Genomic DNA, 14978 nt, shown 5'->3' with positions numbered 1-14978 from the left:
GTGCCTCGCTCGGCCCTACCCGGTGGGGTCCGCGGCGGTGGGCAGCGGGACCCCGGAGGTGGGGGCCGCCGTGGTCGTCGGGGCCGGCTCGGTGGTGTCGGTCGGCGCCGCGGTCGTGGTCGGCGCCGCGGAGGTGGGCGCCGCGGAGGTGGGCGCCGCGGAGGTGGGCGCCGCGGAGGTGGGCGCCGCGGAGGTGGGCGCCGCGGAGGTGGGCGCCGCGGAGGTGGGCGCCGCGGAGGTGGGCGCCGCGGAGGTGGGCGCCGCGGAGGTGGGCGCCGCGGTCGAGGTGGCGGTGGCGGTGGCGGTGGCGGTGGGTGCCGGGTCCTCGACGGGGTCCTCGGCCGGACGTGTCGGCGGGGGCGCGGGTGCCGCCGTCCGGACCGGGACTGCGCGGCGCGGGTCCGTGGGGGACCGGTCCGCGCGGGCGGCGGCCGGCGGGCGGGCCGGGGCCGCGGCCGCGCGGACCCGCACCCGCCCGGGGTCGGTGCCCGGCGCCGGCGTGGCCGGCGGCGGGGCGGCGGAGGTCGGCGCGGCGGGCGCTGCGGTCGTCGGCACGACCGGTGCGGCCGTCGGCGCGCTGCGGGTGGGGGTGGCGGCCGCACCCGGCGACGGGCGCGCGTCCGCGACCGGGACCGGCCCGGAGGGCGACCCGGCCAGCAGGACCGCCCCCGCGACGCAACCCGCCGCGAGCAGGCCCACCGCCACGGCGAGCGCCCGGCGCCGGGGTCGCGGCCGCGGGCCGACGACGACCCGCGGCGGCCGGGTCGTCGCGGAGGCGGGACCGGGCAGGGGTGGGTCCGCAGGATCCACGGGGAGCGCCGGCTGAGGACGTGGACCCTCGGGGGCGGTCGGCTGCATGACGTCGGCGGCGGGTGCGGACACCCATCCCGGCAGCCAGTCCTGCTCCCACTCGCGAGCCGGGGGTGCGGCGGCCGTCGGGGTGGGGTCCTCGGGGCCACCCGGCACCCCGTCGTCCTCGCCTGCCGTCATCGCACCTCCCGCGCACGCACAGTCGCACTCCGCTCACTCGACGGAGCCACCCATGGTGCCGGACGGGTCCGCCCGGCTCGCGGAGGCGCGGCCGCCCGCCGGCCCGGGACGGCGGGCTAGCGTCGCCCGGTGACCGGGGCCGGGGAGGACGACGGCGCGGCCGTCGAGGTCGGCGTGGGTCCGTGGGCGGGACCGTGGCCCGACGACCCCCGCTACGACCCCGAGCTGCTCGCCGCCGGCGACCGGCGCAACGTCGTCGACCGGTACCGCTACTGGACCGTCGAGGCCGTCGTCGCCGACCTCGACGCCCGCCGGCACCCCTTCCACGTCGCCATCGAGAACTGGCGGCACGACCTCAACATCGGCACGGTCGTCCGGACCGCCAACGCCTTCCTGGCCGCGGAGGTGCACATCGTCGGGCGGCGCCGGTGGAACCGCCGCGGTGCCATGGTCACCGACCGTTACCAGCACGTGCGCCACCACGCCGGCGTCGCGGAGCTGGTGGAGTGGGCCCGGGCCGGGGGGCTGCCGCTGCTCGCCGTCGACAACCTGCCCGGCGCCCGCCCGCTGGAGACCGAGCCGCTCCCCCGCGCCTGCGTGCTGCTGTTCGGCCAGGAGGGCAGCGGGCTGTCCGACGCGGCGCGGGAGGCGGCCGACGGTGTGCTGTCGATCGCCCAGTTCGGGTCCACCCGCTCGATCAACGCGGGCGTGGCCGCGGGGATCGCCATGCACGCCTGGGTGCGGCAGCACGCGGGGTGACCCCGCGGCCTCCGGCCCCCGTCCGTCGCGGCACCACGTGTGGTCGCCTCCGGCGGTCTGCGCCAGGCTGCGGGCATGAGCCGTCTCGCCGACGTCGACCTGTCCGTGCGGCTGAAGAAGAAGGAGGCCGCCGAGCAGCTCGCCGAGGCCCAGCGGCGGCTGGTGCACCTGCGGCTGCTGCTCGGCGGGCAGATCGGCTCCGGGGCGCTGGGCCCGCCGCTGTGCGTGCTCTTCGAGGGCTGGGACGCCTCCGGCAAGGGCGGGGCGATCAAGCGGCTGGTCGAGCAGCTGGACCCGCGGCACGTCCGGGTCGCCCAGTTCGCCGCCCCGACCCACGACGAGAAGCGGCACCACTTCCTGTGGCGCTTCTGGCCGGTGCTGCCCGGCTGGGGCGGGATGGCCGTGCTCGACCGCACCTGGTACGGCCGGGTGCTGGTCGAGCGCGTGGAGGGCTTCGCCACCGAGGAGCAGTGGCAGCGGGCCTACGGCGAGATCGTCGACCTGGAGACCACGCTGGCCGCCGAGGGCACGGTGCTGGTCAAGTTCTGGATGCACGTCTCCCCCGAGGAGCAGCTGCACCGCTTCGAGTCCCGCCGCGACGACCCCTACCGGGCGTGGAAGCTCACCGACGAGGACTGGCGCAACCGGGAGAAGCGCGACGCCTACGAGGAGGCCGTCGAGGAGATGCTCGAGCGCACCGACACCGACGCCGGCCGCTGGCACGTCGTCCCCGCCGACGACAAGCGGCACGCCCGCGTGGCCGTCGTCCGCACGGTCTGCCAGGCCGTCGAGTCCGCGCTCGCCGCCCGGGGCACGGACCCCGACGCCCCGCTGCGGACGGGCTGACCGCAGGCGCAGCCCCCGGGTCCGCCGCCGGACGCCAGGAGTTCACCTGCCATCGGGATCGCGTCCCGCTGCCCGCCCGGTGGCGGCTGCCATGCTGCCGCCCGGCAGGTGCACGGCCGGCCCCGCGCGGACCGGCACCGGCACGCCACGCGGACGGCTGGGGACCACCATGGACGGTGTCGCGGATCAGTCGGTGGTCGGGCGCCGGTCCGGCTGGGCCCGGCTGGACACGGTGCAGCGGCTCGTGCTGGTCGTCATCCCGCTGGGGCTGCTGCACCACGCCGACCACGTCGGGCGCGCCGACCACAGCAGCTGGCCCTCCCGACCGGAGGTCGGCCCGTTCACCGCGACCCTGCTCATCTACCCCGTGCTCGTGCTCGTCCTCCTCGCCGGCCGGAGGCCTTGGGTCCGGGTCACCGGACTCGGCGTCGTGTCCCTGTTCACCCTGCTCGCCCACACGGTGATCGAGCCTCCGCAGCAGGTCTACGGGACGTGGGCCCACAATCGGAGCACCGACGCCGTGCTCTACACGGTGGACGCCGAGCACCTGCACAACCGGTTCGGCATCGAGTCGTCCGTGCTCGGCGTGGTGGCGGCGTCGGTCACCGTCGTGCTGACCACGCTGCTGCTGGTGGCGTGGGCGGTCGCGATCCGCGACGCCCGGCGGGCCGGGACGAGGACCGGCGCCGGCCGGTAGGCAGGATCGCCGCATGGCCCGCGACCTGCTGGTGCACCCGGTCGAGCCCGCGGTCTGGCGCGCGGCGCTGCGCACGGGGGTGCTGCTGGTGGTCGACCCCGCCCGGCTGCCGGCCCGGCCCACCGGTGGGCGCGGGGTCCGGAGCCGATCCGGACGAGGTGGTCGCCCAGCTGCGAGTGGACGGCGCGACCGCGGCGGTCGAGTCCATGATGACCGACCCGGCGGCCCGGGGGCGCGGGCACGGGGACGCCGTCCTGGGCGCGGCGCCGGACCGGGCAGCGGACGCCGGCTGCGACCTCGTCGTGCTGGAGGCCGACGCCGCGGACCGGCCGCGGCCCTGGTGTGCCCGCCGGGGGTTCCGCGTCGTGGGCTCCACCTGGGCGGTTGCCCGCCTGCAGGGGCCCGCCGCGAGCCCGCGAGTGGCGGGGGCAGCGGGGTCCTCCGTCAGGCCGGGACGACCACCGACAGCAGGAGGTAGGCGACGGCCGCCGACGGCAGCAGGGAGTCCAGCCGGTCCATGATCCCGCCGTGGCCGGGCAGCAGGTGCCCCATGTCCTTGATGCCGAGGTCTCGCTTGATCAGCGACTCCCCCAGGTCGCCGGCGGTCGCGCTGACGGCCAGGGCCACGCCGACCAGCACCCCGCCCCACCAGGGCCCGCCCAGGCCCAGCGTCACGATGGGGGTGGCGACCAGCACGCAGGCGACCACCGACCCGGCCATCCCCTCCCAGGACTTCTTGGGGCTGACCGAGGGCGCCATGGGGTGCCGGCCGAACAGCACGCCCGCGGCGAAGCCGCCGACGTCGTTGCCGACCACCGTCGCGATGAACACCAGCACCCGGAGCGCGCCGTCGTCCGGCGCGAGCAGCAGGACGGCGAACCCGGCCAGCAGCGGCACGTAGAGGGCGACCAGGACGCCGGCCGAGGCGTCGCGGAGGTAGCCCGCCGGCCCGCCGCGCAGCCGCCACAGCAGCACGGCCAGGACGGTGGCCAGGAAGGCGGCGACCAGCCCGGAGGCGCCGCGGGTCCAGGCCAGCCCGAGCATGGCGACGGTGCCGGCGAGCACCGGCGCCAGGGGTGCGCGCACGTCGCCGGCCCGCAGCGCCCGCGTCAGCTCGACGACGCCGACCAGGATGGCGACCAGCAGCACCGCCAGGAAGACCGGCGGGTGGACCAGCAGCGAGACCAGGATGGTCCCGCCGAGGGCCAGGCCCACGCCGATCGCGGCGACCATGTCGCGGCCGGCGCGGCCGGGCTTGCGCGCGGCGCCCTCGACGAGGACCGGGCCGACGGACTCCGTCGTCGACGTCGGGACGTCGGCCCCCACCGGCGGGGTCGCCGCCTGCGGCTGCTCCCCGGCGGGCGGGTCCGCGGCCGGCGGCCCGGGCAGCGGGGCGGTGCGCAGCTCGGTGACCGGGCGCGGCGCCCGCAGCGGCGGGCCCGGGTGCCGGCGGACGGCCGGGGGCGGCCCGGTGCCGGGGTCGGTGGTCATGGCACGCGCTCCGCCCGCTCAGACCTCGAGCAGCTCGGTCTCCTTGTTCTTGACCGCGTCGTCGATGGCGTGCGTGTGCTTGGCGGTGAGGTCGTCGAGCTCCTTCTCCGCGCGGCGCACGTCGTCCTCGCCGGCCTCGCCGTCCTTGGCGATGCGGTCAAGCTCCTCCTTGGAGCGGCGGCGGACGTTGCGGATCGCGACCTTGGCGTCCTCGCCCTTGGCGCGGGCCTGCTTGACCAGGTCGCGGCGGCGCTCCTCGGTCAACTGCGGGAAGACCACGCGGATGACCTGGCCGTCGTTGGTCGGGTTGACGCCGAGGTCGCTGTCGCGGATGGCCTTCTCGATGGCCGACAGCTGGCCGGTGTCGTAGGGCTTGATGACCGCCATCCGCGCCTCGGGCACGGTGATGGAGGACATCTGCGGCACCGGCGTCGGGGCGCCGTAGTAGTCGACGAGCACCTTGTTGAACATCGACGGGGCCGCCCGGCCGGTGCGCACCGACCCGAGGTCCTCCCGCGCGACCGACAGGGCCTTGTCCATCCGCTCCTCGGCGTCGAGCAGGGTGTCGTCGATCACGGGTCTCTCCTCCAGGTGCGGTGCGAGTGCTCCGCCGCGGGGTGCGGGTGTGCGGGCGACGGGGGCGCTCAGGCCTTGTCGCTGATCAGGGTCCCGATCCTCTCACCTGCCACGGCACGGGCGATGTTGCCGTCGCGCAGCAGGTTGAACACCACGATCGGCATGCTGTTGTCCATGCACAGGCTGATCGCCGTCGCGTCGGCGACCTTGAGCTGCTTGGCCAGCACGGTGCCGTAGTCGAGGTCCTCGTAGAGGACGGCGTCGGGGTTGGTGCGGGGGTCGTCGTCGTAGACGCCGTCCACCCCGTTCTTGGCCATGAGCAGCACCTGGCAGCCGATCTCCAGCGCGCGCTGGGCGGCCACCGTGTCGGTGGAGAAGTAGGGCATGCCGGCGCCGGCGCCGAAGATGACCAGCCGGCGCTTCTCCAGGTGCCGCACCGCCTTGCGCGGGATGTAGGGCTCGGCGACCTGGCCCATCTCGATGGCCGTCTGCACGCGCGTCGCCAGGCCCACCTGCTCGCAGAACGCCTGCAGCGCCAGGCAGTTCATGACCGTGCCCAGCATGCCCATGTAGTCGGCGTGCCGGCGGTCCATGCCGGCCTGGGACAGCTCGGCGCCGCGGAAGAAGTTGCCCCCGCCGACGACCACGGCGACCTGGGTGCCGCCGTCGACGACGTCGGCCAGCTGGCGGGCGATGCCGCGCACGATGTCGGAGTCCACGCCGACCTTCCCGCCGCCGAACGCCTCCCCGGACAGCTTGAGCAGGACCCGCTTGTAGCCCGCCCCGTCGGCGGGCTGGAAGGCGGTGGGTGCGGAGGTGGGCACGGTGGCCTCCGGCGCGGCGGTGTCGGTCAACGGCTCATCCCTCGCTCGGCGTCGTTCCCCTGATCCTGCCCCACGGGGTCCGCGGCAGCCTGCGGACCGGGCGGTCCCCGACCGCCCGGACGCGCCACCGGCCCCGTCCCGGAGGTGGGACGGGGCCGGTGGACGGCGGCACTGCAGCGCAGTGCGCCCGTTCAGGCCTGGCCGACCTCGAAGCGGGCGAACCGCTGCACGGTCAGGCCGGCCTCGTCGAGGATCTGCTTGACCGTGCGCTTGGGCTCGGTGATCGACGGCTGCTCGAGCAGGACGAAGTCCTTGTAGTAGGCGTTGACCCGCCCCTCGACGATCCGGCTGATCGCCTGCTCGGGCTTGCCCTCCTCCTTGGCGGTCTGCTCGGCCACGCGCCGCTCGGTCTCCACCGCCTCGGCGGGGACCTCCTCGCGCGCGAGGTAGCGCGGGCGGGCCGCGGCGATGTGCATCGCCAGGCTGCGCGCCGCGTCCTCGCTGCCTCCGCTGTACTGCACCGCGACACCGATGGCCGGGGGCAGGTCGGTGGCCCGCTTGTGCAGGTAGGTGGCGGTCGGACCGTCGAAGACGGCGAACCGGCTGAGGACCAGCTTCTCGCCGATGCGCGCGGACTCGGACTCGATGAGCGCGGCGACGGTCTGGCCGTCGACGTCGGTGGCGAGCAGCGCGTCGAGGTCGGCCGGCCGCTGGGCCAGGACGACGTCGAGCAGCCGCTGGGCCAGCGTCACGAAGTCGGCGTTCTTGGCGACGAAGTCGGTCTCGCAGTCGAGCTCGAGCAGCGCGCCGTCCCTGCTCACGACGACGCCGTTGGTCGTCGAGCGCTCCAGGCGCTTGCCGACGTCCTTGGCGCCCTTGACGCGGAGGAACTCGACGGCCTTGTCGTAGTCGCCGTCGGCCTCGGTGAGCGCCTTCTTGCAGTCCATCATGCCGGCGCCGGTGGCGTCGCGGAGACGCTTGACGTCGGCCGCGGTGAAGTCAGCCATGCCTCTTCCTCGAAGGTCTCGGTGGGGTGGGGAGCGGTGCGGCCCCGCCCCCGGGGGGACGGGGCTGCCGCTCAGCCGTTCTGGGCGCCCTGGGTGCCGGTGGCCGTGTCGCCGGTGGCCGGCACGCCCGCGACGGGGGCGATGTCGGCGGCGCTGACGGCCGGGGGCTCGGTGGGCGTCTCCGGCAGTGCGGCGGCGCCGGCCGTGGTGTCGGCCGGGGCGTCCGCCGGGGCGTCGCCCTGCTGGCCGGTGAGCAGCTCGCGCTCCCAGTCGGCCAGCGGCTCGTCGCCGCCGATGGCCGCCGGGGCGCCGTCCTCGCGGCCGGCGTTGGCCTGCTGCGCCGAGCGGGCCATGAGGCCCTCGGCCACGGCGTCGGCGATCACGCGGGTCAGCAGTGCGGCGCTGCGGATGGCGTCGTCGTTACCCGGGATCTTGTAGTCGACCTCGTCGGGGTCGCAGTTGGTGTCGAGGATCGCGACCACCGGGATGTTCAGCTTGCGGGCCTCGCCGACGGCGATGTGCTCCTTCTTGGTGTCCACGATCCAGACGGCGCTGGGCACCTTCTGCATGTCGCGGATGCCGCCGAGGCTGCGCTCGAGCTTGGCCTTCTCGCGGGTCAGGCCCAGCTGCTCCTTCTTGGACAGGCTGACCAGCACTCCGGTCTGCTCCATGTCCTCGAGCTCCTTGAGCCGCTGCAGCCGCTTGTGCACCGTGGAGAAGTTGGTGAGCATGCCGCCCAGCCAGCGCTGGTTGACGTAGGGCATGCCGACCCGCTGCGCCTGCTCGGCGACGACCTCCTGCGCCTGGCGCTTGGTGCCGACGAACAGGATCGTCCCGCCGTGCGCGACCGTCTGCTTGACGAACTCGTAGGCGTTGTCGATGTACCCGAGCGTCTGCTGCAGGTCGATGATGTAGATGCCGTTGCGCTCGGTGAAGATGAAGCGCTTCATCTTCGGGTTCCAGCGACGGGTCTGGTGCCCGAAGTGGACGCCGCTGTCGAGCAGCTGCTTCATGCTGACGACTGCCATGGCCGCAGCCTCTCTGTCCTGTGCGCGCGGCCACGCGGGCCGCGCTCCTCGGTTGTCGCGGGCACCGGGTGGCGCTCCGCCCTGGCGTCCCGGGCCGCCACGACCCCGCGAGCGGGGACCGGGGTGGCGACCGTCCCGCTGCTGCCAGCGGGGTGGAGGACGCGCGAAGTCGACCCGTCACGGACGGGCCGCACCGCCGAGCATACGCCCCGCCGGGAGCGCCCCTCCCCCGCGGCCGGGACCGTCCACAGCCCGCCGTCCGGCGCCCCGCCGGGCGTGGCGCGGCGGCAGCCTGGCCGGGTGCGCCCCCGGGTCCTCGCCCCCCTGCTGCTCGTCGCCGTCCTGCTGCTGCCGGCCGGCGGTGACGCGGGAGCCGCGCCCGCCGCCGGGGCCGCCGCCGGTCCGTGGTCGCGGCCGGTCGACGGGGAGGTGACCCGCGCCTTCGACCCGCCGCCGGACCGCTACGGGACCGGGCACCGCGGCGTGGACCTCGCCGGCTCCCCCGGCGCCCCGGTCCGCGCCGCCGGGGACGGCGTGGTCGTCTTCGCCGGGATGGTGGCCGGGCGGCCGGTGGTCAGCGTCGCCCACGCCGGCGGCCTGCGGACGACGTACGAGCCGGTGGTCCCGGCCGTGGGGGCGGGGCAGCCGGTCGCGCGCGGCGCCGTGCTCGGGGCGCTGGCCGCCGGGCACGCGGGGTGCCCGGTCGCGGCCTGCCTGCACTGGGGCCTGCGCCGCGGGGAGGACTACCTGGACCCGCTGTCCCTGCTCGAGCCGCCCGAGGTCCGCCTGCTGCCGATGGGGTGAGCCGACCCCTCGCGGCTCCCACCCGTCAGCTCTGGTCGGCCACCAGCCAGCGCGACGCCAGCTCGACGAAGCGCAGGAGGTCGCCCACGTCGTCGAGGTTGGCGACGACCCGGTCGTCGTCCACCTCGGCGTACTGGTGCACCAGCACGTTGCCGAAGCCCACCCCGCCAGCGAGCCGCTCCGCCAGGTCGCCGTCGACCACACCGTGGACGCCGAGGAGCCGGACGCTGTCCGCGTTCGACCGCGGCGGGCCCCATCCCTCGGAGGCACACAGGTGCTGCGCGATGTCGACCAGCGTCTCCAGGGCGGTCACGAAGCGGTACCTCAGGCCGCTGAGCCGCTCCTCGTCGGCACGCAGGGCCGCGCGGTCCTGGGCCGCGCGTGCACGCAGGTAGCCGACCTCCACGTCGAGGCGGCGCAGGAGCGCGACGACGCGCTCGGCGTCGACCACGTGCCCGTGCTGCGAGGAAGTCGCGGCCGGCCGACCGCCGGCGCCAGGTCTCATCGAGGTAGCGCAGCCGGGTGTCGGCCTCCCACCGGACACGAGCGGGCGGGTCGTCGTCGAACAGCAGGACGCCGTCGAGTGCGACCCGGCCGGCGACGTCGAGCGGCAGGTCGTCGAGCGCGACCAGGTCGACCACGTCGGGCAGGTCGCGCGTCCACGGCTCGGCGGACGGACGGCCGAACCAGGCGGCCACGTCGAGATCGGAATCCGGCCGAGCACCACCGCCGACCCGGCTGCCGTGCACGTAGGCGAACCGAGCGCCCGCGGCGCGCAGCACCGTGACGAGGCCCTCGCGGTCGACGCCGGCTGCTGTCACGCAGTCGTCGGGCTGGGCCCCCACCGGCAGATGACCCCACGGCGTCGGCCGGCCCCGTGGTGGCCGGCGTCGCGGTCAGGCGATGTCGGCGAGCTTGGTGCGCAGGTGCAGTACGGCCTTGGTGTGCAGCTGGCAGATGCGGCTCTCGGTGACGCCGAGGACGCGGCCGATGTCGGCGAGGGTCAGCCCCTCGAAGTAGTAGAGGCTGACCACGACCTTCTCCCGCTCGGGCAGCTGCTCGACCGCGCGGGCCAGCATCTGGCGGGCCTCGCCGTGCTCGGCCATGGCCTGCGGGTCCAGCGCGCTGGTGTCCTGCAGGGTGTCGACCAGGCGCGGGGCGCCGCCCTCGTCGTCGGAGAGCAGCTCGTCCAGCGCGACGACGTTGACCAGGGAGAGCTGGCCGAGGAACCTGCGGACGTCCTCGACGTCCATGCCCATGTCGGCGGCCACCTCCTCCTCGGTGGGGCTGCGCTGCAGCCGGGCCTCCAGCGCGGCCACGGTGCGCTCGAACTGCCGGGCCTTCATCCGCACCGACCGCGGGATCCAGTCGGTGCTGCGCAGCTCGTCGATGATGGCGCCGCGGATGCGCGCCATCGCGTAGCTCTCGAACTTGACCTCGCGGGAGGGCTGGTACCGGGTGATCGCGTCGATCAGGCCGAAGGTGCCGTAGGAGACCAGGTCGGCCTGCTCCACGTGCGCGGGCAGGCCGCTGCCGACGCGGCCGGCGACGAACTTGACCAGGGGCGCGTAGTGCAGGATCAGCCGGTCGCGCAGCTCCGGCGCCCGGTCGGCGACGTAGCCGGCCCACAGCTCGGCCAGCGCGGCGTCGGCCTCGTCCGGGGTGTCGGCGAGCCGGTGGATGGCGGCCTCGGTCACGGTCTGCGCTCCCGACGGTCGGAGGTACCGGGCAGGTGTCCTCGGGGTGGGCACGGGTGGTGCGCGATCCGGCGGCGCGCAGGGTCAACTGTGTCAGACACGGGCAACGGTCCGGTCAGGCACGCGGGTGCGCCCGGGCGTGCACGGCGCGGAGCCGGTCGACGGTCACGTGCGTGTAGAGCTGGGTGGTGGCCAGGCTGGCGTGGCCGAGCAGCTCCTGGACCAGGCGCAGGTCCGCGCCGCCCTCCAGGACGTGCGTGGCGACCGAGTGCCGCAGCCCGTGCGGGCCCATGTCGGGAGCGCCGGGCGCGGCGGTCAGCGCCGTGTGCACGGTGCGGCGCGCCTCGCGGGGGTCCAGCCGGCCGCCGCGCACCCCGAGGAGCAGCGCCGCCCCCGAGCGCTCGGCGGCCAGCGCCGGGCGCCCGCGGGTGAGCCAGGCGTCCAGCGCCCGCTCGGCCGGGGCGCCGTAGGGCACCGTGCGCTCCTTGCGGCCCTTGCCGAGGACCCGGAGCAGGCGGCGGGCCCGGTCGACGTCGTCGACGTCCAGGCCGACCAGCTCGCTGACCCGGATGCCGCTGGCGTAGAGCAGCTCGAGGACGACGGCGTCGCGCAGACCCACCGCGTCCTCCGCGCCGGCGGCGGAGTCGACCACGGCGCGGGCCTGGTCGGGGGCGAGCACCTCCGGCAGCGTGCGGTGCGCCTTGGGGCTGACCAGGCGCAGACCGACGTCCTCGGGCGTGCGGCCGGTGCGGCGCAGCCAGCGGGTCAGCGACCGGGCGGCCGCGGCGCGGCGGGCGATGGTGGCCCGGCCCGCGCCGCGGGTGCGGTTGTGCGCCAGCCAGCTGCGCAGGGCGGCCAGGTCGAGGTCCTCGACCCGGGTGCCGCCGCGCCGGACGAGGTGCTCCAGCAGCCAGGTCGCGTCACCGACGTACCCGCGCACGGTGTGCGCGGAGAGGTCCCGCTGCCAGCGCAGGTGCTCCTCGTAGGCCGCCAGCACCTCCGCCAGTGCCGGCGGCAGCGCGGCGCGCACGGCGGCGGTGCGAGCGGTCACCTGCACACGGTCGGCCGCGGCCCATCGCGGGTCAAGCCGAAGCGCCGACCGCGGGCGTCCGGTCCCGCCCTCACCTCCTCCCCGCCGACGGCGCGCGGGCCAGCCGCCACCCGGCGTCGGTGCACTCGACCAGGTCGGCGAGCTGGAGCACCGGCAGCACCCGCAGCACGTCGAGGACGTCGCAGCCGGCCACCCGCGCCAGCCGCTCGGGGCTGACCCCGGAGCGCACCGGGCAGGCGTCGAGCACCCGGACGGCGACGTCGGACAGGCCGTCGCGCGCGCCGGTGGGGCGCGGCGGCGGGTCGGCGAGGTCCTCCCCCAGCCGCCCCACCGCCTCGGCCACGTGCGCGGCGCCGGCGACCAGGACCGCGCCCAGCCCGGTGTCGCGCAGCAGCTCGTGGCAGCCGACCGACATCGCCGAGGTGACCGGCCCCGGCACGACCATCACCTGCTTGCCCAGCCGCTGTGCCCGCCGGGCGGTGGCCTGCGCGCCCGAGCGGGCCGCCGCCTCCACCACGACCGTGCCGCGGGTCAGCGCGGCGATCAGCCGGTTGCGCACCAGGAACCGGTGCCGGTGCGGGGCGGCGCCGGGCGGCCACTCGCTGACCAGCAGGCCGGACTCGGCGATGCGGTGGAACAGCGCGCCGTGCGCGGCCGGGTAGACCCGGTCGACCCCGCAGGCGAGGACCGCCACGGTGGGGGCGTCGGCGGCCAGGGCGCCCCGGTGCGCGGCCGCGTCGATGCCGAAGGCCCCGCCGGACACCACCGTCCAGCCGCGCTGCCCCAGCTGGTGGCCGAGCTCCGCGGCGACGTGCTCGCCGTAGGCGGTCGAGGCCCGGGCCCCGACGACGGCCACCGAGCGCTCGGCCAGCTCGTCGAGCCGGGCCGGCCCGCGCACCCACAGGGCCACCGGCGGCACCGGTGAGACCGTGCGCGCCGGGTGGTGCCGCGGGTCGTCGGGCTCCCGGCCGGTGGCCAGGGTCAGGCAGTGCAGGGGGTGGCCGGGCCACTCGTCGTCCTCGGGGACCACCAGCCGCGCACCGCAGCGCTGCGCCCGCAGCAGGTCGGCCAGCGAGGCGTCCTGCTCCGCCCGGGCGCCCACCAGCGCCCGGACGGCGTCCGGCGCCCGGCCGGCCCGCAGCCGGCGCACCGCCTGCACCGGCCCGGCGTCCTCCACGAACCGCCAGAAGGCGACGCTGCCCGGCTCGGCGGCCCGGCTCAGCCACGCGCGGGCCCGGCGCACCGCGGGGCCGGCGGTGCCGTCCGGGCCCACCGGCTCGGCCAGCCCCTGCTCCATGTCCTCGTCGAGACCCGGGACGGCGGTCACGCCGCGGTCCGCTGCAGGCGCAGGCCGAGGGCCTCGGCGACGTCGTCGCCCCCGGGGACCGTCCGGCCGGCCAGGTCGGCGAGCGTCCAGGACACCCGGAGCACGCGGTCGTAGCCGCGGACCGACAGCGCCCCGCGCTCCAGTGCCCGCTCGACCAGCCGCAGCGCCGGGCGCGGTGGCGACCACCGCTCGCGGAGCAGCCGGCCGGGCACCTGGCTGTTCAGGCTCACGCCGGTGTCGTGCAGCCGCGCCGCGGCGGCCGCCCGGGCCTGCGCGACCCGGCCGGCGACGGCGGCGGTCGGCTCGGGGGCCGTGCCGGCCTCCAGCCAGGCGGCCCGGGTCACGGCCGGCAGGTCGACCCGCAGGTCGATGCGGTCCAGCAGCGGGCCCGACAGCCGGGTCTGGTAGCGCCGCCGCTCCGGCGGGGTGCAGGTGCAGGCGGTGTCCCCCGCGGCGCTGGCGCACGGGCAGGGGTTGGCGGCCAGCACCAGCTGCGCGCGGCAGGGGAAGGTGGCCGACCCGCCGGCGCGGGAGATGGTGACCGAGCCGCGCTCCAGCGGCTGGCGCAGCGTGTCGAGCACCGCGCGCGGGAACTCCGGCGCCTCGTCCAGGAAGAGCACCCCGCGGTGGGCCCGGCACAGCGCCCCGGGGCGGATCAGCCCCGACCCGCCGCCGACGAGGGCGGCCGTCGTCGCCGAGTGGTGCGGGGCCTCGAACGTCGGACGGGTCACCAGCGGGGACTCCGGCGGCAGCGTCCCGGCCACGGAGTGGATGGCCGTGACCTCCAGCGCCGCCTGCTCGTCCAGCGGCGGGAGCAGGCCGGGCAGGCGCTCGGCGAGCATCGTCTTGCCGGCTCCCGGCGGACCGCTGAGGAACAGGTGGTGCCCGCCGGCGGCCGCGACCTCCACCGCCCGCCGGCCGATCGGCTGGCCGACGACGTCGCCGAGGTCCGGGCCCGGCGCGTCCGGCGGCAGGGCGCCGCGGGTGTGCCGGGGCAGCGGTGCCCGGCCCCGCAGGTGGGCGACGACCTCGGCGAGCGTGCCGGCGGCCAGCACCTCGACGCCCTCGACCAGCGCGGCCTCCCCCGCGTTGCCGGTGGGCACCACGACCGTCGCGTGCCCGGCACGGGAGGCGGCGAGCACGGCCGGGAGCACACCGCGCACTGCCCGCACCGAGCCGTCGAGCCCGAGCTCCCCGATGAGCACCAGCTGCTCCACCGACGCCGCCGGTACCGCGCCGTCGGCCGCCAGGACGGCGGCGGCCAGCGCCAGGTCGAAGCCGCTGCCCTGCTTGGGCATGGCGGCCGGGGACAGCCCGATGGTGATCCGGCGCAGCGGCCACCGGCCGCCGGCGTTGACCACCGCCGCCCGCACCCGGTCCACCGACTGCCGCACGACGGCGTCGGGCAGGCCGACCAGCACGACGCCGGGCACGCCGGCCGACAGGTCCACCTCGACGTCGACCATCGCGCCGTGCACGCCGGCCAGGCCCACCGACCACGTCCGCGCCAGCGTCACGAGAACGCCGCCCGCAGGTGGGTGACCAGCGCGGGCCGGTCGCCGCGCACCAGCACGCCGACGACGTCGAAGCGCAGCTCGGGCGCGTGCTCGTCGTGCGCGGCCAGCCAGCGCTGCGCCAGCGTCCGCAGCCGGCGCTGCTTGGCGTGCCCGACGGCCTCGACGGGGTGGCCGAAGCCGACCGCGCGGCGCGTCTTGACCTCGCAGAAGACCAGCGTGTCGCCCTCGCGGGCGACGATGTCCAGCTCGCCGTCCCGGCAGCGCCAGTTGCGGTCGAGGACCCGCAGGCCGCGCTCGGTCAGGTAGGCGGCGGCGATGCGCTCACCGTGGGCGCCGAGGTCCGATGTGGTTGCCACCGGGCGAC

General features: G+C 76.8%; 16 protein-coding genes and 1 pseudogene. 5 read left to right on the top strand and 12 right to left on the bottom strand.

From position 1 onward, the window contains the following. Window positions 1–154: 154 nt before the first annotated feature. Window positions 155–886 (bottom strand): annotated as a pseudogene (locus CHB98_RS22855) (pentapeptide repeat-containing protein); the annotation flags it as partial. A 233-nt stretch (window positions 887–1119) separates the two neighbouring features. Here CHB98_RS22855 and CHB98_RS03385 point away from each other — a divergent pair. From CHB98_RS03385 to CHB98_RS03370, 4 genes are all read left to right on the top strand, one after another. After that, on the top strand, window positions 1120–1749 hold the full coding sequence (locus CHB98_RS03385; protein ID WP_089304144.1) for a TrmH family RNA methyltransferase: 630 nt from the start codon (window positions 1120–1122) through the stop codon (window positions 1747–1749). 75 nt (window positions 1750–1824) lie between these two features. After that, window positions 1825–2595 (top strand): polyphosphate kinase 2 family protein, encoded by a 771-nt coding sequence (locus CHB98_RS03380; protein ID WP_089304143.1) that lies wholly within the window; start codon window positions 1825–1827, stop codon window positions 2593–2595. A 169-nt stretch (window positions 2596–2764) separates the two neighbouring features. After that, window positions 2765–3292 (top strand): hypothetical protein, encoded by a 528-nt coding sequence (locus CHB98_RS03375; RefSeq protein ID WP_143424918.1) that lies wholly within the window; start codon window positions 2765–2767, stop codon window positions 3290–3292. After that, window positions 3232–3813, top strand: coding sequence for a GNAT family N-acetyltransferase (locus CHB98_RS03370; RefSeq protein ID WP_281251821.1), 582 nt, complete (start codon window positions 3232–3234; stop codon window positions 3811–3813). Before CHB98_RS03375 ends, CHB98_RS03370 begins: the two co-directional genes overlap by 61 nt. Here the strand turns inward: CHB98_RS03370 and CHB98_RS03365 are convergent. The 5 genes from CHB98_RS03365 to rpsB all read right to left on the bottom strand — a co-directional run bounded on the left by CHB98_RS03365 (window position 3737) and on the right by rpsB (window position 8218). Next, window positions 3737–4783, bottom strand: a complete 1047-nt coding sequence (locus CHB98_RS03365) for a phosphatidate cytidylyltransferase (RefSeq protein WP_089304141.1) — start codon at window positions 4781–4783, stop codon at window positions 3737–3739. The two genes, CHB98_RS03370 and CHB98_RS03365, sit on opposite strands and share 77 nt — an antisense overlap. An 18-nt stretch (window positions 4784–4801) precedes the next feature. Next, window positions 4802–5359: a ribosome recycling factor gene (gene frr / locus CHB98_RS03360; protein ID WP_089304140.1), complete on the bottom strand. Its 558-nt coding sequence runs from the start codon at window positions 5357–5359 to the stop codon at window positions 4802–4804. Window positions 5360–5427: 68 nt separating this feature from the next. Then, window positions 5428–6213 carry a UMP kinase gene (gene pyrH / locus CHB98_RS03355; protein WP_425432508.1) on the bottom strand — a complete coding sequence of 262 codons (786 nt, stop codon included), beginning with the start codon at window positions 6211–6213 and terminating at the stop codon, window positions 5428–5430. A gap of 161 nt (window positions 6214–6374) precedes the next feature. Then, on the bottom strand, window positions 6375–7190 hold the full coding sequence (gene tsf / locus CHB98_RS03350; RefSeq protein WP_089304139.1) for a translation elongation factor Ts: 816 nt from the start codon (window positions 7188–7190) through the stop codon (window positions 6375–6377). A gap of 71 nt (window positions 7191–7261) precedes the next feature. Then, window positions 7262–8218 carry a 30S ribosomal protein S2 gene (rpsB, locus tag CHB98_RS03345; protein ID WP_089304138.1) on the bottom strand — a complete coding sequence of 319 codons (957 nt, stop codon included), beginning with the start codon at window positions 8216–8218 and terminating at the stop codon, window positions 7262–7264. A gap of 300 nt (window positions 8219–8518) precedes the next feature. On the opposite strand from rpsB, the gene CHB98_RS03340 reads away from it, so the two are divergent. Further along, window positions 8519–9022, top strand: a complete 504-nt coding sequence (locus CHB98_RS03340; RefSeq protein ID WP_089304240.1) for a murein hydrolase activator EnvC family protein — start codon at window positions 8519–8521, stop codon at window positions 9020–9022. 25 nt (window positions 9023–9047) lie between these two features. On the opposite strand, the gene hepT is transcribed toward CHB98_RS03340, so the two are convergent. From hepT to CHB98_RS03305, 6 genes are all read right to left on the bottom strand, one after another. Further along, window positions 9048–9473, bottom strand: a complete 426-nt coding sequence (hepT, locus tag CHB98_RS03335; RefSeq protein WP_089304137.1) for a type VII toxin-antitoxin system HepT family RNase toxin — start codon at window positions 9471–9473, stop codon at window positions 9048–9050. A gap of 445 nt (window positions 9474–9918) precedes the next feature. Further along, on the bottom strand, window positions 9919–10719 hold the full coding sequence (gene whiG / locus CHB98_RS03325; RefSeq protein ID WP_089304136.1) for an RNA polymerase sigma factor WhiG: 801 nt from the start codon (window positions 10717–10719) through the stop codon (window positions 9919–9921). Between the two features lie 115 nt (window positions 10720–10834). Beyond that, a complete protein-coding gene (locus tag CHB98_RS03320) occupies window positions 10835–11770 on the bottom strand; it encodes a tyrosine recombinase XerC (RefSeq protein WP_089304239.1) in 936 nt (311 codons plus the stop codon). Window positions 11771–11840: 70 nt separating this feature from the next. Continuing rightward, window positions 11841–13097, bottom strand: a complete 1257-nt coding sequence (gene dprA / locus CHB98_RS03315) for a DNA-processing protein DprA (protein WP_245820891.1) — start codon at window positions 13095–13097, stop codon at window positions 11841–11843. Next, the gene (locus CHB98_RS03310) at window positions 13094–14614 is read right to left on the bottom strand and encodes a YifB family Mg chelatase-like AAA ATPase (protein WP_089304135.1); all 1521 of its coding nucleotides are present in this window, start codon (window positions 14612–14614) and stop codon (window positions 13094–13096) included. The genes dprA and CHB98_RS03310 overlap by 4 nt, the downstream gene beginning before the upstream one ends. Next, entirely contained in the window at window positions 14611–14970 is a 360-nt protein-coding gene (locus CHB98_RS03305; protein WP_089304134.1) for a YraN family protein, read from the bottom strand. Before CHB98_RS03305 ends, CHB98_RS03310 begins: the two co-directional genes overlap by 4 nt. Between the last annotated feature and the right edge of the window lie 8 nt (window positions 14971–14978).

Source organism: Geodermatophilus pulveris (genome assembly GCF_900188375.1).
In the GTDB taxonomy this organism is placed as follows: domain Bacteria; phylum Actinomycetota; class Actinomycetes; order Mycobacteriales; family Geodermatophilaceae; genus Geodermatophilus; species Geodermatophilus pulveris.
The sequence above is the reverse complement of the archived record's forward strand: the minus strand, read 5'-3'. Positions and strand labels throughout refer to the sequence as shown.